Raw genomic sequence first — 23,812 nt, forward strand, 5'->3', positions numbered from 1 at the left:
GATATGATTCCTCCTGTGTGATTGCTTACGTATTATCACACACCTTATCTTTTCTGTCTAGCTAAGTGTAACCTATCCATATTGATCAAAAAAGAGATAAAAAGGAGTCGGACTAACATGAACCCTTATGATGAGTATCAGAAATTATTGCGCTATAAATACGGCTTTCATTCCTTTTTAATCGTTGTGGTATTATCCGCTTTTAATTTCTCTATGAGTAGTATTTGGAGTATTCAATGGGCCGAGACAAAAGAAGCAGAATATTTATTTTTACTTAGCATCGCAGTCTTCTACTCTTTTATTATGTCCATATATAAAGGGGCCTATTTTCATAAAAATGAAACGCCTGCTTTGATTATTCCCTTGTTCTTATTATCTAGCCTTCTTTATCTCGTTACCTCTCTCTCTTCGCCTCTTCTATCAGAGGGTAAATTAACGATGCGAGGACTTAACCTTTTGTTTGGAATCATGTAGTTGTCCGGAGCTATTCTATATATAGTTAAAGCCATAATCGATAAAAGAAGAGATAAAAAAGATCTGGATTAACTTTTAAATAGAAAAAACAGCCTCTAAACGTGAATTTCATTCGACGTCTAGAGGCTGTTTCTCTTAACTGCCAATGTGATTAAAAAAAGCGGGGACACCTTTACAGGGTTGGTCACGAAAAAACGGCCGATGAAAGCCAAGTTGCTTCTCCAGACAACCGAACTCCCCATCAGTTCCATTCACCAAATGGTTGGGATTTTAAATAAAACCTTCTTTTATAAGAAGTTCAAAGAAGAATATGGCCAATTGCCTTCTGACGTTCGAACATCCAATACAACTCATTGGGTATGTTTATTATTATCCATTAACACTATATAAACATCCATGTGGTTGAAATCTCTTATTAGGCGAACCACATGGATGATGGTGTTTCTCAATAGTGTGTCATTAAGCAAATGATAACGCTTGTTGTCTCCATCTGTGAAAACTATAATCGCTTTCTAATTGATTTAAGTTATTTAGTAGTGTACCTTATATAATGTTGGTTCATTTTCATTGATTAATCGTGTTCTTGCAAAAGTGAAGATTACGAAACCTTTTTCTTTACATTTACGTCTTGTAAGAGACCGGTTACATAGATAATCACTAAGGATAAAAGCCAGCTCGTCGTCGTTTAGTTTAAACAATTATAGAAAGATGGAGGGATTTACATTGAATAATCAATTATTCAATAAGTTACAAACACTGGGAAGAACATTTATGCTACCGATAGCACTTCTTCCAGTAGCAGGATTGTTCCTTGGATTAGGTTCTGCTTTAACAAATGATGCATTTATTGTGCAATACGGCTTAGAAGCGCTTATGGGCCAAGGCACATTTTTAAATGGTATTTTAAGCGTCATGACAGATGTCGGAGATGTTATCTTCGGAAACCTGGCTCTCTTATTTGCTATCTCTGTAGCTTTTGGGTTAGCTAAAGACCGTAAAGAAGTCGCTGCGCTATCTTCAGTCGTTGGATACTTTACCATGTATGCTTCTATTACGAGTTCAATTCATCACTTTAGAGATATGGATAGTTTAAGAAACATCGATGGATTGATTGGCAGCGTATTAAGTTTTGAAGAAACGCTTAATACCGGTGTTTTCGGCGGGATTATTATTGGATTAGTTGTTGTGTATTTACATAACAAATTCTACCGTGTGAAATTCATAGACGCTTTGTCCTTCTTCCAAGGGACTCACTTTATTCCTATTATTTCCACAGTTGCTGGTACCGTTGTCGGATTCTTATTCGCGTTCGTCTGGCCATACGTTGGTGCGGGTATCGCAGCACTAGGCGGTTTAATTGTTGAGTCTGGAGCGATTGGGTCATTCTTCTACGGATTCATTTACAGAGCGTTAATTCCATTTGGGTTACACCACGTGTTCTACTTGCCATTCTGGCAAACGGCATTAGGTGGATCAGCAGAAATCGCTGGTCAAATGGTTCACGGCGCACAGAACATTGTCTTCGCTCAAATTGCTGCTGGTGAAGCCGTCGCACCTGAATTTGCTAAATATTTCTCTTTCCAATTCCCACTAATGATTGGTGGTTGGCCAGCAGCCGCTTTAGCTATGTACCACGCTGCTCGCAAAGATAAAAAAGATGACGTCAAAGGATTACTATTTGGTTCATCTATTACCTCTATCATTACAGGAATTACTGAACCAATCGAGTTTACTGTATTATTCGCTTCACCATTCCTATTCTATGGTGTGCACTCCATCTTAGCAGGTTTGTCTGTTATTATGGTTGAATGGTTAGGCGCTGGCGTTGGCTTTACATTCTCTGGTGGTTTAATTGACTTTATTATCTATGGTATCTTACCAGGTAATGACCGTACAAACTGGACTAGTTTGATTTTACCGATTATTATTTGGGCCGTTTTATACTACCTCATCTTCCGTTTCAGCATTAAGAAATTTAACTTGAAAACACCTGGAACAGAAGAAGATGCACCGGTTGAATTGCGTTCTAAAAATGAATACCGTGAGAAACATGGTATTGGTATATCAGCTAAATCTTCTGGTTTATCAAAAGAAGACGAGTTATCTTACCAGATCACTAGAGGTCTTGGTGGATCGAATAACATTGATACATTCACTAACTGTGCGACACGTTTACGTGTAACAGTAAAAGATGGCAGCAAAGTGAACGAAGGCCTTCTTCGTCAAACAGGGGCTGCTGGTATCATGGCAAGCGGTCAATCTGTTCAAGTGATTTACGGAACAAAAGTTGAAGGCATTGCTGGAGATTTAAATGATTTCTTAAAAGCAAACCCTGACAGCGGAAACGAAACAACTCAAGAAGTTGAAGCTGTTCAAGAAACGGCTTCAGTCGATACCATCGCTGATTCTTCCGATGACATTGTTGAAATGAACGGTGAAATCGTTGTGTCTCCAATGACTGGTCAAGTGGTGACATTAGAGAAAGTTAACGATAACGTGTTTAGTTCTAAAATGATGGGAGAGGGTATTGCCATCTTACCTTCTGACGGAAAAGTTTACGCACCAATCAACGGGGACGTAACAGTCATGATGGATTCCAACCACGCTGTCGGTTTAACGAGCGAGAATGGAAGCGAATTGTTGATTCACGTTGGGTTAGACACTGTCGAACTTGCTGGAGAAGGATTTGTCAGCCATGTTAAAAAAGGCGACAAGATCTCAGCAGGTGACTTACTCATCGAAGCAGACTTAGACTTTATCAAATCAAAAGGCTACGATACAACAACCATGATTATCGTAACCAACACTGCGGAATATAAAGAAGTTAAGCCAACGAACAGTGAGTCAATCTCACATTCTGACGAACTACTCGAATTAATTCCTTAAGCGAATTGAAAAAGAAGACTCCCAATTTTTGGGGGTCTTCTTTTTTGGTCTGCTGACCACAAGCTGTTTTTATCTTGACTTAATTCTTGTTTTACCACGATGGTTTTCTTCTGGTACTTCTACTCTGGTATAATTATCTTCGGACACTTCCACCCTAGTTTGACCATCATCAGGTACTTCTACCCTAGTTTCATTCTCCGGTACGTTTCTATTTCTATCTTGGTTTGAAGCTAATTTTGCATTTAGTCGTTGGATTTCAGCTTCTTTTTTCTGTAGTTCGATTTGAGTATCTGCGTCTTTTCTCACTTTGTCAACCGATTCTCTTCTTTCTGCCTCAGCACGTTCCATTTCTTTATCTTTATCTCTTAAAGCTTCTTTGTTACGCGCAATTACAGTACTTGCTAACAGCCCGGCTATAACCATACCTAACAACAGTGTACCGACAATCACCAACCATAATGGAATATCAAAGCTCGTTAAATAAAGATCAAGCATGACCATTTCCATATTTAAAAATGCTACGACACCCACTAATAACAATAAAACTATCGCTACTATTATCATTTCATACTCCTCCAAGAATTATAATGAATTGCAAATGTTTTACAAATTAATTATAAATCTTAACTATAGAAATAGATACTGATACGCATGAAACGCATGCATCACGTTACCAATAACTTATTAAAGACAGAACAAAACACCAAGATAATGGCATGTATATGAGTGAGTTGGACGGATCAGACGTTCAGCAAGTAGCACTCGGTCAGCTCACGGACAGGCTGATTACAACCGAGGAAGCCATATTCTATAATACTGGTCAGGAAAGCTTTCATAATTTTGAAATAATCGATTTGGGTGACAATCAGAAGTAATCGATTTTTTTAATTTAGATTATAAAATAAAATAGAATATACAAGTAAGTCTATCTAAAAACCCTCAGATAAGTGGTGAATCCACAGTTCGGAGGGTTTTTTGATGGGTATCAGTGGCTAAATTTATATTTAACTCAAGTTTCGCACCCTAATCAGACCTTGGAAAGCCTATCGGCTTAAGGTTAATCAACGAGATCAAACAGTGCTGTATGCCTGATTGGGCTGGTTTCCAGATAAAATTTCTTTAAATGAAGTCGGTAATGTCTCAATTAATTGATCCAGCACCTTCGTCACCTGTTGTTCAGATAGTACAAATTCACCTTCTAACAGCTCTTTTAACGCATGCAATAAAAGAGAGAGGGATTTTGTGAAGCGAATATTTTCGAGTTCATCGCATTCCATATAAAACAGATCTCCGATCGTTCGTGGATCCTGTTCATTTCGTGAAGCAAGGGCGAAGAATATATAGCGCATAAAGACAATAGTAGTGTGAGCGATCATGATATCATACTTTCGTCCGTATACTTCTTTTCCGAGCTGCAGGTAGGATTTACAGTATTTAAAGAACGTTTCAATGTCCCACCGTTTGCCATATAAACGAATAATTTCTTCATTTTCCAGTTCAGTGTCGGTAGAAAGTAACGCTAACCAATTACGCTTACCTTTACTATTTCGGTTTTTAACAAATATAATTTTGGCATGAATCTCATCACCCTTATCATTTAGCCCAAGGCTAACGATAGCTTCTGCTTTGATAATGGCGCGTCCCCGTTTTTTCTTCAAATGGGCATAGAGCTCTTTAAGGGTATAGCGCTGTCCTTGATAGCCGTAGGTTGCACGCATGGGTTTGATCATGCAGATGACCTGTAAGGGATAGTCTGTTACAACTTGCTTAATGACTGCAGCGTGACCAAACCAGCTATCAAAGAGAATCGTGCTTGCCTTTAAACGGTTTAAAGGTAGAGCATTTAGTAAATCAAACATTGTTTCTGTTGCTTTCTTTTGAGCTTCTTGACGGCGTTTATATCCAACGGTCCGTTTGTCTACTCGCTCATCTGCTTCACTTAAGCGATTGGCTTTCTTTTTGGAGCTGAGAAAAGATTTTGCCAACGGAATAAAGGTGAGACCATCACTCCAACCTAGAGTCAACATACGAAAGCCTTTCATATATTTTCCGCTCGCATGATCATAGTTTTTAGCTAACAACTCGACTTTTTTGCTTCGATTACGGCTAAACATGGAATCATCCAGAATAAGTACCCGTTCATTGTCCTCTTGGACATAAGGGATTAACGTCGCAATCACTTTTTCAGATAGTAATAGCAGGAAGGTTCGCCAATTGAATCGTTCATTCTTCAAGAATCGATTCACTGTATCTTTTCCAAATCCCGGCTGTCTTTCAGAATCATTCACTAATTGATTCATACTTTTTCCACCATGAAAGGCAACAGTAAATAAGAAGGTAACGATAGCGGTCACACTTACTCCTTCTTCTTTTTTGATATTGGACCGATTTAACAGGGTTCCGACTGTGAATTGTTTGATAAAGTGATCAATACTCGAATAAAACTCGTTTTTTTCTGAATTATTTGGTAAAATGTTAGCCATAAGACAACTCTCCTTGGAATGTTGGTAGTGGTACTCACATTTTACCAAAGAGAGCTGTCTTTTTCTTTACTTTTAAGCTGATTAATCTAAATAATCCTTATAATGTAAAGGATAGAACGGAGTTCTTAAGGGTGCGAAACTTGAGTATTTAATCTAAATGAATAAATTTGAAATTCATAGTACTCAATTTATAAATTATTTGCGACCCTATTATAAAAAAAGAATGCGGGGTTCATTTTATAATGGATGATTAACTTGACACAGTAAATTTTAAATCTTATAATTAGTTCAAAATAAAACTGTTCTGTAGTAAACTAATTTCAAAAAGGAGTAATTCAATGGATCGAACTAACTTATTATTAAATGGGCACTATCTTCGCAAACTACATGACAAATATATACAAGTGGTATGTGAGAAATTTGACATGCCTAAAATTGAAATTGACATTCTTCTTTTCTTACACTATAACCCCACGCTTGATACAGCTAAAGATATGGTCAAATATCGATTTTTTTCTAAATCTCACATTTCAAAAGCACTGGATCATCTACAAGAAAATGGTTATGTATCTACCCAAAGGGAGGAAAACGATAGAAGAAAAGTACACTTAACGATACGCTCCGAAGCCCATCCGATTATCGAAGAAGCTATAAATCGTCAAGAGATGCTTAAAAAAAAGCTATCAGAGAATTTTACAGATTATGAAAAAAAACTTATTAATGAATTGATAGATAAATTTATGCTCAATGTACAAAAAGCGTTAGAAGAGTCTGAAGAAAGCGAAATGAAATAATGAATTGAAAGGATGAATGAGATTGAAAAAGTGGATTATATCTACATTAATTAATATAGGTGTTGTAGTGACCATTTCATTTTATATAGAAAGTATAGGTATACTATTTTTTCTGATAGGCAAGTTGATGTTAGCAGATGTAATGAAAGAGAAAATATTAAAAAGAGTATAATAGTTGTTTTAACTAGTACTTATTACCAAGTTTAAAAGGGAATAGGACGAGCAGGGATATAATGATTACATGCGATTATAATAGCTAAATACCCTTTTCCTTATGCTCACATAACAGCTGACTTTTTATATAGATGATGTCTTAAAACTATTGTGAATATGAGAATGAGTCGATTAAAGGAAGTTCTTCGTCTGAGTAGAACAAAGTAATTTAAGAATATAAATAATGTTAGTACAGTTGAGTCATCAAGATAGACATGTTATGATTAGGTCACCAAAAAAAGGGAGGAATGAAAATGGCTTCGATGAGATTGCGACTTGTGGCTTTGAATCGTTAATTAAATAACTATTCAAGGTCCTGTTTATATGACAGAAACAAGGGAGCAGTCCGTCCATTTTATTCCACAACGGAAAAGCTTATTTGTCGAAGAGATAGCAGGTCTATCTCTTTTTGTTTTGCAATAAAATAGCGAGGATGCTTCCTCTGATATATAGAACACGGCCTGTAATAAAGGAGTGTTCACAAATGCAAGAACTAGTATTAGAGTTAAAAAATATTGAAAAGTCATACAACGGAAAAACGATTCTTTCCATAGATGATTTGAAAGTATATCAAAATGAAAGGATCGGTATAGTAGGGGATAACGGGCAAGGGAAGAGTACGTTGCTGAAGCTTATCAACCAGTCCATTGAACCGGATAAAGGTCAAGTCAGAATGTTGACTGATTTTCAATTTTACAGCCAGATCGAAGAGGAAACTGGACTCTTTAGAGACCAAGTTGATCCTGAGATGCTGTCCAGACTGAACGTGCCAAAGTATAGTACAGATGTCTTCAGTGGAGGGGAAAGAACGCGCGCCAGACTGGCCAGATTGTTCTCCCGTTATACACTGGGGATGCTGATGGATGAACCAACGACTCATTTGGATTCAGAAGGCATCCAGTTTCTGATAGACGAACTGACTTACTATTACGGCACGCTTTTAATTGTCAGTCACGACCGGTATTTTCTTGATCAAGTTGTTGAAACAATTTGGGAAGTGAAAGATGGAACAGTTGCCGTTTATCCGGGAAACTATACAGAATACGTGGAGCAGAAAGCACAGAATAAATTAGAAGCTGAACGGAAACAGGAAGCTGTTCGAAAAGAAAAAGCTCGACTGGAATTGGCTGTTAAAAAGAAGCATGAACAAGCTCAGAAGATGAGCAAAGTCAGTCACAAGCAGAAAAACAGGAATATAAGGCCGAGCCGCCTGTCTTCTTCCAAACAGAAAGATACCGTTCAGAAAGCGGCGCATAAGACGGCTAAATCGATTGAAAAGCGAATGGAACAAATCGAGGACGTCGACTTGCCTGCTGTACAGAGAACGATTCAGTTTCCTGAAGTTAAAACGGTGGAAATTCATAACCCCTACCCAGTGATGCTTGAAAACGTCACGATTATCAGAGGGGATCAGATACTGTTAGAAGAAGTAGATGCTCAGTTCGAACGAGGAAAACGTATTGCAATTACCGGGCATAACGGAGCTGGCAAGTCGAGCCTGCTCTCTCATATACTCAACAAGGAAGAAGGGGTTCGTTTGTCTCCAAAAGTGCGCTTTGCTGTGTATAGACAAATGGACTATAAGTTGGCAGAGTCAACAGGTATATTGGATTATCTACTGTACGAGTCCGAGTATTCAGAACCACTCGTTCGGGCCGTATTGAATAATTTAGGTTTCGATCAGTCAGATACAGATCGAGCTGTGTCGAACTTGAGTGGGGGAGAAGCTACTCGTCTGGCGATTGCCAAGCTGTTTACTGATCCGAGCAACATCATCGTGCTTGATGAACCAACCAATTTTATCGATCTCTCGACAATCGAGGCACTAGAACATTTATTGAGAGATTATAAAGGCACCGTGTTTTTTACCTCTCATGATAAATACTTCGTGGATAGAGTAGCGGACCAAGTATGGGAAATTAATGACCAGAAGCTGTATTTAAAATAAAGTGAGAATGTAAACAATTATTGTCTGAATAAAATTAAAAAAAGCTCGGGCAAAGCCCGAGCCCTTTTAGTTCCCACTTAGCTTTTTCTTTTGAGGTGCCTATTGTCATAAGTGATTCCTTGTAACCCTTCATAATACAAAGGGACCATTGAACCATCACATTGTTCGCAACTGAATCGTGGGGGATCCATCGGATCTCCACTATCCATAAAATCTAATTGTTTGACGACATCTTTTGGTATTTTTTCTGTTACTTTACACTTCTGGCAGATAAATGCTATGTTGTTTTCTTTCGATTGCTTTTGCGAGTGCGTCCCAACTGAACCCATATTCCTTAATAGCTTCTCTCGTTGCTTCTTTTTTCTTAACTTTATACGCCCTTGATTCAATTTTATCAATCTCCCGTCGTATATATTGGTGTGCTTCTTTATCGTTCGCATATGCCACTTCTAAACTTCCGTTTTTGCGCACAGCTATCCCTCTGAACTCTAAGTAGTTCCCGCATTCCGAACATTCCAATGGATCCCTATCAAAGGTTTCTTTTATTTGCTCTCGCCACTTTTTTCCTTTTATTATCTTTTGTGCATTTATCAATAATCGTTTTATCTCTTTTTGGAAATGTTCAACGACTTTTTTCATGACCTTCTTTGTTCGACGAGAATAGATGCCATAGTGACGAATCATTTTAAATTGGTCATCGGGAATATGACGAATCAATCGTCCAATAAAATCCTCTACAGAAAGTTCTTCTATCTTCCACTCGCCATCACGCTTATCTTGATAAGCAAAGGCCACAAGCTCTCCATCATACATTTTTATGCGATGTAAGGCGATTGGTCCTCGCTTCATATACCGACCAATGTAGCTTAGAGTAGCTTTTACATCTGTTCGACTTTGATTTGGCGCATGGATGTAGAATCCGTCCGGATTATTTTTGAAGGCAGCTTGAAGCAAGGGTTGCACTTTCGCTTTCGCTCGTTGCGACAATGTGCGTCGAATCAATTTTAAAACCACTGTCTGCCAAACCTTGCGTAATTTTACAAAGGGTAAAAAATTATACTCTTCCCATTTCCCATCTTTTGTAATGCCACCCATCGTTACTAAAAGATGGACATGCGGATTGAATTCTAACTTTGATCCGAAGGTATGCAAAGCGACGATAGCCCCAGCTTCTTGTTTACGAAAACAGTTTGTGACAACCTTAGCGGCTTCATCCATCAATCCCTTTAACAAAGTTTCTCGATACTGATGATGCGCGAAAATCGGACGCAACCCTTCATCTATTGTTAGGATGACATGTCTATGCATGGTGTGATACATATCGTTTGCTTGAACCTCTGCCCACTTTTGTGCTTCACCAACCGCACAGGTTGGACAAAACTTTCCCTTGCATCGAATAGGGAATCTCTGCACGTTAGGACAAGCTTCGCATTTAAACACGCGAAAACCATTCGATAAATCGCCACAGTGCAAAAACTTTTCTACCTCTCTAATAACGATTGGCCGAATCTTTTTCTTATGTTTCTTTTTGAATCTTTCCCAATTGTGATTATCAAGGAAGATTGCTTTTAGTTGATCCATATGAATACGAAGTTTATCTTTCATATAATCAAACCTTTACCGTTTAATATAGTTTCACTGTACCCAAACTATCCTTGTCACGTCAACTCTTATCCACATTAAAATCTTATACTTTCCTATACGATAAAAAAAGCCCCATTTAAGGGGCAAATCTTTCAATATGAGTAAAAACGTACGTAAAACCAAACCTAAAAAACCTTTAGTACACAAGACGTTAATGTAGTGCAATGGTCCCTACTGGGCTCGAACCAGCGACCCCTACCTTGTCGAGGTAGTGCTCTCCCAACTGAGCTAAGGAACCGTTAATGGGGTGTTTCCTTTAATAGTATACTAGACTAATCTTCTTTTGTAAACATCATATTGGCTTATTCAGGTCTTCCTTTTCTTTTCTCCTCTAATCCGTCATAATAGAGGAGAGAGAAACAGGAAGGAACGAGTGAAATGGATACGAGTCAATTAGCTAAATTTTACAAAAAGAGTCATTTAGAAAAGATTAATGCTTTGGAAGCTGCTGGAGTGATTAATGCGGAAGATGCGGAGAATTTGAGACGTGATCAGCTTGATCTATCTAAAGAAACGGGCGATCATATGATTGAAAATTACCTCGCCAACTACTCCCTTCCTTTTGGAGTGGCCATGAATTTCATTATCGATGAGCAAGAAATGGTTGTGCCTATGGCAATTGAGGAACCTTCCGTGATTGCGGCCGCCAGTTTTGCGGCTAAAATTATTGCGTCGTCTGGCGGGTTTACGACTGCCGTGTCCGACCGCTTGATGATTGGTCAAGTCACGTTGAAAGGCATCGATGATTTGCCTGCTGCAGCTGAAACAGTCCTATCGCACAAAGAAGCCATTTTAAGTCGAGCAAACGAAGCTCACCCCTCCATTGTTAAGCGAGGCGGTGGAGCGAAGAATATGGACGTCCGCCTATTATCAGAAGACGATTCGGACTCACCTACTTTCTTGTCTGTTCACCTTCATGTTGATACGAAAGAAGCGATGGGTGCCAATATTATTAACACGTTGATGGAAGGCATTGCTCCTTATATAGAAGAATTAACCCGCGGAACAGCTTTATTGCGCATTCTTTCTAATTACTCGACAGAATGTTTAGCTACTTCAACATGCACGATTCCTGTTAGTAAATTAAGCACGCCTCAATTTTCTGGTGACGTAGTAAGGGACCGCATCATTGAAGCGACCCAAATTGCGACCGTGGATCCTTACCGTGCGGTGACTCATAACAAAGGCATTATGAACGGAGTTGATGCAGTCGTTGTCGCAACTGGAAACGACTGGCGAGCTGTTGAAGCTGGCGTTCATGCTTATGCTTCACGGTCGGGGCAATACCGCTCGCTCACCAAATGGACCAAGAATGAAGCTGGTGACTTGGTCGGTACATTAACGCTCCCTCTTCCCATCGGAACAGTAGGTGGATCAATTGGTATCCACCCTGGCGCAAAGCTAGCACACGCCATATTAGGCCATCCAACAGCTAAACAGTTGGAGAGTGTCTTAGCCTCCGTTGGATTGGCTCAAAACTTTGCAGCTGTCAGAGCCTTAGTAACGGAAGGAATTCAAAAAGGTCATATGGGACTGCATGCCCGTTCCCTTGCGATTAGTGCCGGTGCTAAAGGCGAACAAGTCCAACGGGTTGCTGATCGATTAAAAGAAGCACCTCATAAGAATTTAGCCGCAGCTAAAGACATATTAAACAATCTAGATAAATAGTAAAACGAACGACCATCATTGAAAGTGAGAGCTTCTTCTCTTCTTCGATAATGGCCGTTCATTTTTTTAGTAGGTTAATTGACGACTCAGATACTCAAACCCTTGCGAGTGGGCAGTTAAGCCCAGTTAATTGACCACTCAGATGCTCAAACCCTTGCGAGTGGGCAGTTAAATCCAGTTAACTGACCACTCAGATGCCAAACCCTTGCGAGTGGGCAGTTAACACAATCGTCCCTACTTAAGCCACTCAAAATAAGAATCTCATTTCAAAGTTTCCTACTCTTTATCCGTTTATTCGGATTCATTCGCCACACAATAATGACCAATACAATCAACTCGGTGAGGACAAAGGATAGCCAGACACCGGTCATTCCAAACAATCGGCTCAACACTACGACTAGAGGCAGGATAATGATGCCTCCTCTTAAAAGGGAGAAAAACAAAGCGCGTCTAGGCTGATCGGTAGCACTGAAGTAAGTAGTCAGTACCGTATTCATGCCTGCGAAAAAGAAGCCAAAGAAATAAATAAGCAGGCCAATCGCCGCCATTTGAGCGACATGTTCACTTTGTTCTGTATTAAAGGCGGAAATAATTTCATCTGTAAAGAGGACCGTAGTCGTATACACAAGGATACTTAACAAGCCAGACGTCAAAAGGGAGAGCTTCAAGACTTGTTTCATTTGTTTTAAATCGTTGTAGCCGTAACTTTCTGAAAGCAGGGGCTGGGTTCCTTGGGCTATACCGGTAAAGAGTGACAACACCACAAATCCTATGTTTGCGATGATGCCGTAAGCCGCAAGTCCAGCATTTCCTTCCAAAGAAAAAATAATGATATTGAAAGTAAAGATAACGAATGCCGCAGCTACTTCATTGATAAAGGCTGTGGAACCTAAATACATCACATCTTTTAACACTCGACTCTGAAAAGCTTGTAAGGTCAACTTTAACTGGTTGTACGGTTTAAAGTAATGAATGGACAAGATGGAGATACTGATAATTGGCGCAATACTGGTCGCCAAGGCGGCCCCAAACATTCCCATTCCCAGGAGAAACATGAAGACATAATCCAAGAGAATATTTAATAAACTTCCTACAACCATCGCTGCCATGGATAAAGACGGATCTCCATTGTTTCTGACAAATGACTGCAACACACTATTCAAAATGAAGAATGGTGCAAAGGTCAGAATCGTTCTTAGATAAATGGCCGTATTGGAAAACGTCTCTGCGTCTGCACCGGATAACCATGCCAACTGATTGGAGGCTACCAATCCTAACAAGACAAAAACTAAACTGAGTAATATGGCGAAAAGAAGCGTTTGTGAATACACTCGTTTCGCTTGTTCTTTATTTTGTTGAGACAGTAAGATGCGAAAACGAGTCGCTCCACCAAGTCCTAGCATTAAGCCAATCCCTTGCATGACTCCAAAGGCAGGGATACTTAAATTAAGAGCTGCTATGCCCGCTTCTCCAAGGTCTTGGGCAATAAATAAGGTATCTGCCAAAATATAAATGGATAACCCCAACATGCCGAGCATATTTAAACTCACATACTTTATAAATGATTTCGTGCTTTGCCTCATAATAATCCTCCATACTAACGATTAAACTCTAAACCACTTTACTGAATGGAACCCGATTAGTCAAACCTCTTCTCGCAAAAAGACCCTTTTCCCTATTGCACAGAAGCGGCAATGAAGAAAAGGATCTTCTATATAGTATACTTACCCTTTAACCAGTCTAGAGCGTAATCTATTGGAGAAGAGTTCAACGATTAGAATCAAGACGACCAGTCCAATTAAAATGGACCCGACTTCACTCCACCGGTATGAATTCATTGCAAAGATTAAAGGTGCTCCAATCCCCCCGGCTCCTACTAAACCAAGGATAGAGGCATCACGTAAATTCATATCGTAGCGGTAAATAGTTGTTGATAAGAAACTTGAGAATAGTTGCGGTAAAATACCGTACCTGATTTTTTCAAAGGTGGTACACCCCATAGACGTCATGGCTTCTAAAACGCCTCTGTCTAAATTCTCTATCACATCCACGTAGAGTCTGGAAATCATCCCAATCGAGGTCAGAGACATCGTTAGTACCCCTGCATAAGGACCTGGTCCGGATACTCGGATAAACATGAGACCATAAACCAATGAGGGAATGGTCCGAATGAAAATAACAATGAGTCGCGTCACATAAGCGACAGGTGCACTGACGACACTTGGTGACATCAAGAACGAAATTGGAATCGCTAAAAATGATCCGAATATCGTTCCTAAAAAGGCAATGGCCATGGTTTCAAATAATAAGTAAGGCACACCTGCAGAAGTCAGGTTAAATAAAAAGTCGAGGTCCGGATTAATGATTCCTCTAATAATGTTGGACGCAATTTGTGTTCCACGCTGATCGAACCCGCTTAAGTTCACTCCGTATACAGACCATACAAGAAGAGCAAGCAAAATCAGGGCAATCGTTGATAAATAAGCTTTGCGGTTAGGTGCTTTTTCCAATTGAAGTTGGATCGATTCATTCATTTTATACTCTCCTTTACGTCAATTTCATTCTGAAGTATTCACTGATGCGTTCAATGACAAACACAACGAGCATCAAGGTTAATAAAACCATCCCTACACTAGGGTAATCTCGCCATGACAAGCGCTCGTCTAGCAGCAAGCCGACCCCGCCTGCTCCAACGTACCCTAAAATAGAAGCGTGACGAATGTTTCCTTCAAAAGCATACAGGGAAACAGATAGATAAGTCGGTAAAATTTCCGGAACAATCGCATAACGGAAGGCTTCTACTTTGGTTAAGCCCATGGATTCGTGTGCTTCAAATGCGCCCATGTCCACGTTTTCGATGTGTTCATACATTAGTTTTCCGATGTATGAAAGAGTAAAGAGGAAGATTGCCACCGTTCCAGCCATTGTTCCTAAGCCAAAAAGGAAAGTCGCAATTAAAGCCATGACGATAGTAGGCAAAGTTCTCAAAACACTTAAAAAGAACTTGAACAGGCCGTTGATGAAGACATTGCGAATGATATTACTTGACGAAAGTAATGCTAACGGGATAGCCAGCACTGCGCCAAGAATTGATCCAAGCAGAGACATTTGAATCGTATCAAACAAAGGTCCCCATATACTGCTGAAAAAATCTGCATTTGGCGGAAACATAGCCAATAAGATAACAAAGAACTGATGGCCTCTCGTTCTTAATAGAGATAAATCGACACCAGTTACCTCAAAGGAAATAATCGTGACAAGCAAGACAACCACTAGCACAATCGGCGTGCGAGAGGCGCGTTGCTTCACTTCTTTTCCATTTGACAAGGTATAGGTTTTTGGTTTAAATACTTTGTCATACCAAGTTAATTTCATGATTCTCTCTCCTTACACATCGGCTTCTTCTGGGTCATCCATACTAGGTACATTCTCTGGACTACCATAAATCATATCCAACTCTTTTTGAGTGACGTCAGTTGCTTTGCCGTCAAAGACGATTTCCCCTTTGCGAATGCCAACCACTCGATCAGCATATTCTAAAGCCAACTCGACGTGGTGAATATTAAGTAAAATAGACATATTGGTTTCTTTATTAATTCGTTTAAAGTCATCCATGACGACTTTAGCTGTAACTGGGTCTAGTGATGCGACCGGCTCATCCGCCAAAATAATATCCGGGTTTTGAGCGAGTGTTCGAGCAAGGGCTACCCGTTGCTGTTGCCCACCTGATAATTGATCTACTCGGTTATAAGCTTTGTCTAAAATCCCCACTTTATCCAGTGCTTCTAAAGCATCTACTTTATGTTGCTCTGGGAAAAGACCCAATAATTTTCTCCACCATGCCAAATCAGGCACAGCTGAAATCAACACATTATTCAAGACACTGGTTCGAGTGACCAAGTTAAAGGACTGGAAGATCATCCCTACTTTACGACGAAATGCTCTGATTTGTTTGCCTCTTAATTTACTGACATTCACTCCGTTGACATTTAATTCTCCATCGTTAATGTCATGCATACGGTTGATGCATCTGATAAGCGTTGATTTTCCGGCTCCGGATAAACCAATAATCGCAACAAATTCACCTTGTTCAATGCTTAAATTGATATTTTTTAAGGCGGTGACACCATTCGGATAAGTTTTATTGACCTGTTTAAATTCAATCATTCTTTCTGCTTTCCTTTCTCAGCTCTAGCTTGACTACATAAAGAAAGCCGGGAGAGTTTAGCTCCCAGCTTTTCATTTTAAACTAACAAATTAATTCGATGCATCACGTAGGATTTGTTGGGCTTCTCTTTCTACATCATAATCGGCACTTGTTGCTGGCTCATAGCCTTCGTGATTGTAGATAGAAATAACCTCTTGTCCTTCTTCCGTTTCTGCAATGTTCATAAATGCTTCTTGTAAAACATCTCTCAGTGCATCGTCTACCACATCTGAAGCCATACTCACACTGATGGTGTCGTTATAAATACCTGGAGTCACGCCGACTACGTTTGTTTCATCCCAGATGCTTGCATCGCGGCCATATTCACTTTCCCAAATATCTTCGTAGTCACGACGAGCATCTGCGAAAGCAACAACCAAGTCGACTTGTTCTGAAGCTAAGCGGGCAAAGGAGTTGGCATAAGAGTCTGCTTGTACAATCTGGCTTAGATCAGTTAAAGACTTGCCGAAACGGTCTTGAAGCCAAATCGTTGGATAAATGTATCCTGCAGAAGAAGATGAATTCATCACACTCCACGAAGCAGAGTCCAAATCTTCCCACGTCAATTCTTCTCCATTGTTTACTTTATCAGCTAATTCTTGTCCTTTTGCTGACGGTCCAGCAATAATTAGTGAACGATAGTAAGTTACTTGATCATCGGTTGGTTCCGTTGGTTTGTTGGCATTCCAGTCTGCTGGGTCTTCTGAATCGTTATTCAATCCAGCTCGAGTAGCGGTTAATATAACTTCTGCTGAGTCGTCATATAAGACATAGGTTCCGCCTGGAATAAATCCAACGTCTAATGTTCCAGCGGACATCGCTTCTCCGACAGCTTCATAACTCGTTCCGACAGAAATGTCGACCGTGCCAACGTCATAGCCATGATTAGCTAATTCATCAATTAACAATTGTTCTAAAGGTTCAGTTGCTGTGACAATTTCGTCGGGATCTCGTGAAGGCACAAACCCTACGGATAACTCATCAATCTGTATCATTTCGCCATCTGCTGTTCCACTATCGGTTGCATCATCTGAACCTGCATCACCATCTCCACAAGCGGCTAGCACCAATACAGAAGCAAAAGCAATTCCTAATCCTTTAAACCATTTTTTCGACAACGTAACTCCTCCTAATTATGTTCAAGCACACAGTCGTGCACTCAAAAATTATGTAACTTTAACTCTATTAACGATAATAACATTCGTCATTAGACCTGTCTATTCTTTTTTTGTCATTTTATTTAATAAACAGTTGAAAACACGAACATTAAACTCAATCCCTTACACCCCTTGATGTGGAACCAGTTACAAGTATACCCTCTAGTATGTTGGATTTTCATTGACTTTATGTAAAGATAGTGTAAATGTTCATTTTCTTCTCCCACAAGTGTATTTGTTATATAATGAATATATAAAAATTAAAGTAGAGAGGATTTATTATATGATTAAAGAATTTAAAGAATTTATTATGCGAGGAAATGTGATTGAATTAGCCGTTGGTATTGTGATGGGAACTGCCTTCACTGCTATCGTTACTGCTCTAGTCGAACACATTATTACCCCTATTATCGTTGCTGTATCAGGAAACGCCAATATATCAGATTTAAGTGTGCAAATCGGTACGGCTACTCTTACTTATGGAGCTTTCTTACAAGCTGTCATTGATTTTCTTATTATTGCATTGGTGCTGTTTATTATTATTAAAGCTTTAAATACAGTGCTCCGCAGAAAAGAGACCGAGCCTGAGGTCGAAGTGGAAGCCCCCACAGTTGAACACTATTTAGAAGACATTCGGGATCTACTTGCTAAATCTGCTACTCTTCCGTCTGAAGAGTTGAATCAATTGGACAAATCGGAAGAGTATTAATCGAGTGATAAAACACGACCTTCTTGTATACAGCGGGTCGTGTTTTTATATTTAACAAAGATTGTATCTTTATGCACCGTATTACTCACTACTTGATTGCGCTTTCTCGTTTTCTATTATATTATTAAGTAATACACAAATTATACTCGTTTTTTAGCAGTATTCAGGAGGATGTTATGCAAATTGAACAAATTCAATACACCGTGGATGTTCATCATTTAGGGTCATTCACTAAAGCAGCAGAAAAAAACAATATTACTGTTTCAGCTATTAGTATTTCCATTAAGCGCTTAGAAAAGGAACTCAACTGTCAATTGTTTATTCGAAGTAATAAGCGTGTGTCCTTGAGTAAAGACGGTCATAAAGTCATTCCTTATCTTGAATCGATTTTAAAAGAGATTCACTTATTGGAAAAAGCGGTTCAACGGCATCAGTTATCTGGAAAAGAGATTATTAGTATTGCCACTACCCCAGGTATCACGGACTCTATACTAGATTATTTTAATGATACAATAGACGAACCGATCCATTGGCAAATTATTGAAGGCAGCGCAGAAGAGTCAATTAAACGAGTCAATTCCAAACAAGCACAAGTAGGGTTTTTACTTTCTAATGACCCGGTTAAAGATCCGACATTGAATTGGGAGCACATAGGACAAGAGGCTATCGTCTTTATTACCTCTAAATGCGCTCCAGAAATGGATTGTGATGACATAGAAGGATGGATGAGCAAATTCCCTTTGGCGCTCTATAACGAGCCAGGAATTGATAAGTTTTTATCTGAAACGTTCTCTTACGATTATGCATCAACCATTCTTTTGAGAACCAACAATATCAATGCCTTAATCAGAATGCTCCGTACGGAAAACGCTCTGACTATTGCTACACCAGCCATTGTCCACTCTTTTTCGCCAGAGGTACTCGATGAGTTAACTGTCCATACATTGCCGGCTGAACTATCCGGATTTTCTTCTTTATGGAAAGTAACACACAAGACGGTATCCCTTTCACCTGGCTTGGATGAGTTCATAAAGTATGTCATTAAACAATGGCAACAAGCAAACACGGTGTCTTTCTATAGTGAGACTTCAAACTAAATATGATTTGTAAAGGAGTCGTCATATGTTTTTGGGAGTGATTGTTAACGCGCTAGCTATTTTAACAGGCGGAACGATTGGCCTAGTTGTCAATAAAGGCACCCCCGTTAAAATAGAAGAAGCGATCATGAAAGCATTGGCATTGAGCGCCATTTATATAGGGGTAACCGGACTCTATTCGGGTGGGAATACCATTGTGATCATTTTATCCATGGTTATCGGAACCGCAGTCGGTGAGTGGATAGATTTAGATGACAACATTATTCGTCTAGGCAATGCCTTAGAAAGCCGCTACCCTAGTAAAAAAGAGGGAGCTTCCTTATCTAAAGGTTTTGTCATGGGTAGTTTAATTATGGCTGTTGGTGCCATGTCTATTGTCGGATCCTTGGAAAGTGGCTTGTCAGGTAATCATGAGATTTTATTCACCAAAGCAGTGATGGATGGCATTACAAGTATTATATTGGCCTCCAGTCTCGGTGTAGGGGTCATATTTTCTGGCATATTGGTCTTTATTTACCAAGGAGCTATCACCTTATTTGCTGGCGGCTTAGATTTAATTTTGACTGACGTGATGATTCAAGACATGAATGCTATTGGCTCTTTATTAATTGTCGCACTAGGTTTGCACATGTTGGATGCCGCTAAAATAAAAGTCATGAACTTTGTCCCTGCTTTATTTATCCCTATATTATTTTTCTTTTTATATTAACTGACCAAAACCCTACCCCAGAGTATGTTTATCCGGTGGGGTTTTATTGCATGACTCAACTATATTCTTCTCTTGAGTATAGAGATAACCGACCTTTATCTATAGACTCACCTGTCTTTTTCTGACGAGTATAGAGAATACACAGGCACAAAAAAAGAAGCGACATGTTTAGCCGCTTCTTTTTAACTATTATTTAATTGACATACTCTCGAATGTGGGACTTAACGGCTGCTAAATAGATGGTGCCTTCTTTGACTTCTTTATGATCGATGTCGATGTCTGTGCCGTCTTTTGGCAAGGCCAATTCTAGTATCTCTTCATATTCTGAAATGCTCAACTCAGTTCTGCTTTCTAGTAACGCTTCATGAGCTTCTGTTCTAACCTGTGACTTGTAGCCTTCTTTCAACGTACCGCTGAAGAATTCGCCAACTGCGCCTGATCCGTAACTAAACAGACCAATTCGTGCGCCAGCTTCCAATTCTTTTCCTTGTTCTAAAAGAGACAACAAGCTCAAGTAAAGCGAACCAGTGTAAATATTTCCAACTTGCTTATTATAGTAAACACTGTCTTGGTAATAACTCATCAAACGCTCTGTATCGGCTTCGTCAGCGTCTTCAGTTAAAACCATAATCGCTTTTTTACCCATTTTTGTATAAGGGACGTGGAAGCACATCGCTTCAAAATCTCTTAAGTCGCGATTTGTTTTCTCTTTATAAATTCCCCATACATCACTTAAGAATTCAAGGTAAGCTTGATTTGAGAACTTTCCGTCTACAAAGGCGTAATCTGAATAAAGAGGGCGCCAGAAATCCGAAATGTCTTTTGTTAAGGCCGCACTGTCGTTATCTAATGAAAGAATGCGCGGGTTTTGAGACAAGAGAATGGCTACAGCTCCTGCTCCTTGAGTTGGTTCTCCGCCAGTGTGTAAGCCGTACTTAGCAATATCCGTACCTAAAACCAATACTTTACTTTCTGGATTTAATGCAATGTGGCCCATTGCCATTTTGATTCCCGCTGATGCCCCGTAGCAAGCTTGTTTTAATTCTATGCTTCTAGCACCTTTTTGAATGCCTGTTAATTGATGGACCCATACGGCCCCTGATTTCGAGTGGTCAACGCCTGATTCTGTTCCAAAAAGAACAAAATCGATCGCTTGTTTGTCTTCTTCATCTAAGATGGATAGTGCGGCATTAGCTGCCATGCTGACTGCATCTTGATGAAGAGGAGCAACCGCCATTTTTTCTTGGCCAATACCTATCGTGTATTTCGCAGGATCGACACCTCTAGCTTCTGCTAATTTTTCCATATCTACATATACATTAGGCGTGTAAAAACCTATTTTATCTATTCCAATATCCAATCGCTAGTCCTCCTAAGCATTTAGTCTCTTCTGATTCTACTTCAGTATAAATGAGCATGTTTAAAAAAGAGTTAAGAATCATCTCATTCTTTTATTTTTATAATGATTTTCCCTCTCACATGTCCTGTTTCACTTAATTCATGAGCGTCCCTTACTCCTTCTTCTGTAAAAGGAACGACTTTTGACAGAATTGGTTTTAACTTTCCATCGGTTAACCAGCGATTCAATGCTTCTAGTCCTTCTCTCGTCGGACTCATGGAGAAGAAGTCAGCATTTATCTGTTTTTCTTCAGCACGTTTTTGATCAGGTTCTTCTGCAATAGATAACAGGTGACCCTTCTCTTTCAATACCGAAACGCTTTGTTTTAAAACATCTCCTCCGAGCGTATCCAAAACGAAATCGATGTCGGAGAGTTCTTTCGCAAACTCTTTTTCTCTATAATTAATCGGGTGATCGACTCCAAGCATCTTTAATAATTCTTGATTGTCCGGCCCAGCTGTCGCTGATACATAGGCTCCTTGTATTTTTGCCAGTTGAATAGCTAGAGATCCGACTCCCCCGGCTCCTGCATGAATGAGAACACGATCACCTTCGGACACCTGACCTCTTTTAATAATGGCTTCATAGGCTGTTTGCCCAGCTAATGGAATTGCCGCAGTTTCTTCAAAAGAAACGTGATCAGCTAGTTTAACTGCCCGATCAGGATTAACCGACACGATTTCAGCATAGGTGCGGGCGCCGTTGGCCATGATTCGGTCGCCAACTGTAAAACCGGTCACTTGTGAACCGACTTCTACAACGACACCAGCTACGTCGCCGCCAACAATCATAGGTAATGTTCCACCAAATAAGCCTTTTCTGCGTTTCGTATCAACCGGGTTAACTGATGTTGCATGAACCTCAACCAACAGTCGATTATCTTTAAGCACGGGTCTGTCTATTTCTGTCATCACTAATTGATCAACCGTTCCAAACTCTTCAATCACTATTGCCTTCACATTCTCGCCTCCTTACCAGATTGACCTTCAATTATATGGTATCACAGTACTGAGGTAATTACTTTCTCATATGCTTTTCTCTTTTTGATGAGAAAATCCGCTTGAAATAAAGTCTGTAAGCTATTCTCTTTTCAAATTCTAGAAAAGTGTTCTATAATAGAGAAAGCAACGACATTCATTCATTAATGAGGAGGAAACCAACATGGGATTTATTAAAGGCGTATTAATCGGTGCAGCACTAGGCGTGTTATTTGCACCAAAGAGTGGGAAAGACACTCGCGAGGATTTATCTAAGAAGTTTGATGATTCAAAAAAATCAGCTTCACACTATGCGGGTAAAGCAAAAGAGAAGTCCGGTGAAATGTATCAGACAGCAGGAGAAGCAACTGAAAACATCAAAATCACGTTAACAAAAACAGCTTCAGAATTACGTGACCAGTTGCATCATGCTTCCGATGAGATCAGAAAAGACGCAATGAATCTTAAAGACGAAGTGAAACACACTGCAGAAGATGCGTACCTAGATGTAGCAAGTGAAGTTGAAGGCGCTTCTTCAAAGATGCGTAAAAGTGATGACTCTTCAGAAGACCAGTCAAGCGGTTCTGAATCAACAGTATAACCACACTATCCCTTAAAGACGTCACTGTCTTTAGGGGGTTTTTTGCCTTTACCCCTAAAGGGTTGACATGCTTACATATGTAGGTTACTATATTAATGCAAGTATCTCGAAATAGAGATACACGAATCAAAACTATTCAAAGGGAGACGATTGATTATGACTAAAGTCAAATTAGCCATTATTTACTACAGTTCAACAGGGACAAACTACACGTTAGCTCAATGGGCGAAAGAAAAAGCTGAAGCAAACGGTGCAGAAGTCCGTTTAGTAAAAGTACCTGAATTAGCTCCAGAAGTAGCTATTGCAGCTAACCCTGCTTGGAAAAAGCACTATGATGAAACACAAGACGTTCCTGAAGCAACGTCTGATGATATCACATGGGCAGATGCTTTATTATTCAGCATGCCATCACGCTTTGGTGTCATTCCTTCTCAATTGAAACAGTTCATCGATTCTCAAGGTGGATTGTGGGCAAGTGGAGCAACGGTAAACAAAGTTGTCAGCGGAATGTCTTCAGCACAAAACCCACATGGTGGACAAGAAGCAACGATCCTTTCTCTTTATACTCAAATGTTCCACTGGGGTGCGATTATTGCAGCACCTGGTTACTCTGATCCAGTATTATTTGGCGCAGGCGGAAACCCTTATGGTACCTCTGTAACAGTTGACCAAGACGGTAACATGCTTGAAGACGTTAGAACTGCCGTTGAGCACCAAGTGACTCGTACACTTGATATTGCGTCAAGAATTGTTAAAGGGAATGACTAATTCACTTTAACCAACCATTTTTTGGATAAAAAAACACGAACCGTTATGAAGAGATGGGTTTTTACCTGTCTCTTTTTA

Annotated in this window: 21 protein-coding genes, 1 tRNA gene and 1 pseudogene; 12 read left to right on the forward strand and 11 right to left on the reverse strand. The window is 39.7% G+C overall.

Annotated elements, in window-relative coordinates:
• Nucleotides 1-117: 117 nt before the first annotated feature.
• The 3 genes from C3945_RS03100 (at nucleotide 118) to C3945_RS03110 (ending at nucleotide 3,360) form a co-directional block, all read left to right on the forward strand.
• A complete protein-coding gene (locus tag C3945_RS03100; RefSeq protein WP_161878230.1) occupies nucleotides 118-474 on the forward strand; it encodes a hypothetical protein in 357 nt (118 codons plus the stop codon).
• 147 nt (nucleotides 475-621) lie between these two features.
• Nucleotides 622-864 carry a helix-turn-helix domain-containing protein gene (locus C3945_RS03105; RefSeq protein ID WP_272928077.1) on the forward strand — a complete coding sequence of 81 codons (243 nt, stop codon included), beginning with the start codon at nucleotides 622-624 and terminating at the stop codon, nucleotides 862-864.
• A gap of 333 nt (nucleotides 865-1,197) precedes the next feature.
• Complete coding sequence (locus C3945_RS03110) at nucleotides 1,198-3,360, forward strand: PTS transporter subunit IIABC (protein WP_161878231.1); 2,163 nt, start codon at nucleotides 1,198-1,200, stop codon at nucleotides 3,358-3,360.
• A gap of 69 nt (nucleotides 3,361-3,429) precedes the next feature.
• Here the strand turns inward: C3945_RS03110 and C3945_RS03115 are convergent, their stop codons facing one another.
• Nucleotides 3,430-3,924: a LapA family protein gene (locus C3945_RS03115; protein ID WP_161878232.1), complete on the reverse strand. Its 495-nt coding sequence runs from the start codon at nucleotides 3,922-3,924 to the stop codon at nucleotides 3,430-3,432.
• Between the two features lie 152 nt (nucleotides 3,925-4,076).
• Between C3945_RS03115 and C3945_RS03120 the strand changes: the two genes are divergently transcribed.
• Nucleotides 4,077-4,235: a hypothetical protein gene (locus C3945_RS03120; RefSeq protein ID WP_161878233.1), complete on the forward strand. Its 159-nt coding sequence runs from the start codon at nucleotides 4,077-4,079 to the stop codon at nucleotides 4,233-4,235.
• A gap of 195 nt (nucleotides 4,236-4,430) precedes the next feature.
• On the opposite strand, the gene C3945_RS03125 is transcribed toward C3945_RS03120, so the two are convergent.
• Nucleotides 4,431-5,843 carry an IS4 family transposase gene (locus C3945_RS03125; protein WP_202623278.1) on the reverse strand — a complete coding sequence of 471 codons (1,413 nt, stop codon included), beginning with the start codon at nucleotides 5,841-5,843 and terminating at the stop codon, nucleotides 4,431-4,433.
• 338 nt (nucleotides 5,844-6,181) lie between these two features.
• Between C3945_RS03125 and C3945_RS03130 the strand changes: the two genes are divergently transcribed.
• On the forward strand, nucleotides 6,182-6,637 hold the full coding sequence (locus C3945_RS03130; protein ID WP_161878234.1) for a MarR family winged helix-turn-helix transcriptional regulator: 456 nt from the start codon (nucleotides 6,182-6,184) through the stop codon (nucleotides 6,635-6,637).
• Between the two features lie 697 nt (nucleotides 6,638-7,334).
• The gene (gene abc-f / locus C3945_RS03135; protein WP_161878235.1) at nucleotides 7,335-8,798 is read left to right on the forward strand and encodes a ribosomal protection-like ABC-F family protein; all 1,464 of its coding nucleotides are present in this window, start codon (nucleotides 7,335-7,337) and stop codon (nucleotides 8,796-8,798) included.
• A gap of 255 nt (nucleotides 8,799-9,053) precedes the next feature.
• Here abc-f and C3945_RS03140 read toward each other — a convergent pair whose 3' ends face one another.
• Nucleotides 9,054-10,385 (reverse strand): IS91 family transposase, encoded by a 1,332-nt coding sequence (locus tag C3945_RS03140; protein WP_442862160.1) that lies wholly within the window; start codon nucleotides 10,383-10,385, stop codon nucleotides 9,054-9,056.
• Nucleotides 10,386-10,607: 222 nt separating this feature from the next.
• A tRNA-Val gene (locus C3945_RS03145) sits at nucleotides 10,608-10,680 on the reverse strand.
• Between the two features lie 128 nt (nucleotides 10,681-10,808).
• Here C3945_RS03145 and C3945_RS03150 point away from each other — a divergent pair.
• Nucleotides 10,809-12,110: pseudogene (locus C3945_RS03150) on the forward strand (hydroxymethylglutaryl-CoA reductase, degradative); the annotation flags it as partial.
• Nucleotides 12,111-12,376: 266 nt separating this feature from the next.
• On the opposite strand, the gene C3945_RS03155 reads toward C3945_RS03150, so the two are convergent.
• From C3945_RS03155 to C3945_RS03175, 5 genes are all read right to left on the reverse strand, one after another.
• On the reverse strand, nucleotides 12,377-13,693 hold the full coding sequence (locus C3945_RS03155) for an MATE family efflux transporter (protein WP_161878237.1): 1,317 nt from the start codon (nucleotides 13,691-13,693) through the stop codon (nucleotides 12,377-12,379).
• A gap of 141 nt (nucleotides 13,694-13,834) precedes the next feature.
• Nucleotides 13,835-14,644, reverse strand: coding sequence for a phosphonate ABC transporter, permease protein PhnE (phnE, locus tag C3945_RS03160; protein ID WP_161878238.1), 810 nt, complete (start codon nucleotides 14,642-14,644; stop codon nucleotides 13,835-13,837).
• A gap of 13 nt (nucleotides 14,645-14,657) precedes the next feature.
• Nucleotides 14,658-15,485 carry a phosphonate ABC transporter, permease protein PhnE gene (gene phnE, locus C3945_RS03165; RefSeq protein WP_161878239.1) on the reverse strand — a complete coding sequence of 276 codons (828 nt, stop codon included), beginning with the start codon at nucleotides 15,483-15,485 and terminating at the stop codon, nucleotides 14,658-14,660.
• Between the two features lie 12 nt (nucleotides 15,486-15,497).
• Nucleotides 15,498-16,277 (reverse strand): phosphonate ABC transporter ATP-binding protein, encoded by a 780-nt coding sequence (gene phnC / locus C3945_RS03170; protein ID WP_161878240.1) that lies wholly within the window; start codon nucleotides 16,275-16,277, stop codon nucleotides 15,498-15,500.
• A 90-nt stretch (nucleotides 16,278-16,367) separates the two neighbouring features.
• On the reverse strand, nucleotides 16,368-17,435 hold the full coding sequence (locus tag C3945_RS03175; protein WP_161878241.1) for a phosphate/phosphite/phosphonate ABC transporter substrate-binding protein: 1,068 nt from the start codon (nucleotides 17,433-17,435) through the stop codon (nucleotides 16,368-16,370).
• Between the two features lie 322 nt (nucleotides 17,436-17,757).
• Between C3945_RS03175 and mscL the strand changes: the two genes are divergently transcribed.
• From mscL to C3945_RS03190, 3 genes are all read left to right on the forward strand, one after another.
• Complete coding sequence (gene mscL, locus C3945_RS03180) at nucleotides 17,758-18,183, forward strand: large-conductance mechanosensitive channel protein MscL (protein WP_161878242.1); 426 nt, start codon at nucleotides 17,758-17,760, stop codon at nucleotides 18,181-18,183.
• Between the two features lie 176 nt (nucleotides 18,184-18,359).
• Nucleotides 18,360-19,280 carry a LysR family transcriptional regulator gene (locus C3945_RS03185; protein ID WP_161878243.1) on the forward strand — a complete coding sequence of 307 codons (921 nt, stop codon included), beginning with the start codon at nucleotides 18,360-18,362 and terminating at the stop codon, nucleotides 19,278-19,280.
• 25 nt (nucleotides 19,281-19,305) lie between these two features.
• Nucleotides 19,306-19,989: a DUF554 domain-containing protein gene (locus C3945_RS03190; RefSeq protein WP_161878244.1), complete on the forward strand. Its 684-nt coding sequence runs from the start codon at nucleotides 19,306-19,308 to the stop codon at nucleotides 19,987-19,989.
• Between the two features lie 193 nt (nucleotides 19,990-20,182).
• Here the strand turns inward: C3945_RS03190 and C3945_RS03195 are convergent, their stop codons facing one another.
• Complete coding sequence (locus tag C3945_RS03195) at nucleotides 20,183-21,349, reverse strand: hydroxymethylglutaryl-CoA synthase (RefSeq protein ID WP_161878245.1); 1,167 nt, start codon at nucleotides 21,347-21,349, stop codon at nucleotides 20,183-20,185.
• An 83-nt stretch (nucleotides 21,350-21,432) separates the two neighbouring features.
• Nucleotides 21,433-22,347: an NADP-dependent oxidoreductase gene (locus tag C3945_RS03200; RefSeq protein ID WP_161878246.1), complete on the reverse strand. Its 915-nt coding sequence runs from the start codon at nucleotides 22,345-22,347 to the stop codon at nucleotides 21,433-21,435.
• 202 nt (nucleotides 22,348-22,549) lie between these two features.
• Here C3945_RS03200 and C3945_RS03205 point away from each other — a divergent pair, with 202 nt between their 5' ends.
• Both C3945_RS03205 and wrbA read left to right on the forward strand, forming a co-directional pair.
• Nucleotides 22,550-22,966 (forward strand): YtxH domain-containing protein, encoded by a 417-nt coding sequence (locus C3945_RS03205; RefSeq protein WP_161878247.1) that lies wholly within the window; start codon nucleotides 22,550-22,552, stop codon nucleotides 22,964-22,966.
• A gap of 156 nt (nucleotides 22,967-23,122) precedes the next feature.
• Nucleotides 23,123-23,734: an NAD(P)H:quinone oxidoreductase type IV gene (gene wrbA, locus C3945_RS03210; protein WP_161878248.1), complete on the forward strand. Its 612-nt coding sequence runs from the start codon at nucleotides 23,123-23,125 to the stop codon at nucleotides 23,732-23,734.
• The last annotated feature ends 78 nt before the right edge of the window (nucleotides 23,735-23,812 follow it).

The organism is Alkalibacterium sp. MB6, assembly GCF_009935905.1.
Lineage (GTDB): Bacteria > Bacillota > Bacilli > Lactobacillales > Carnobacteriaceae_A > Alkalibacterium.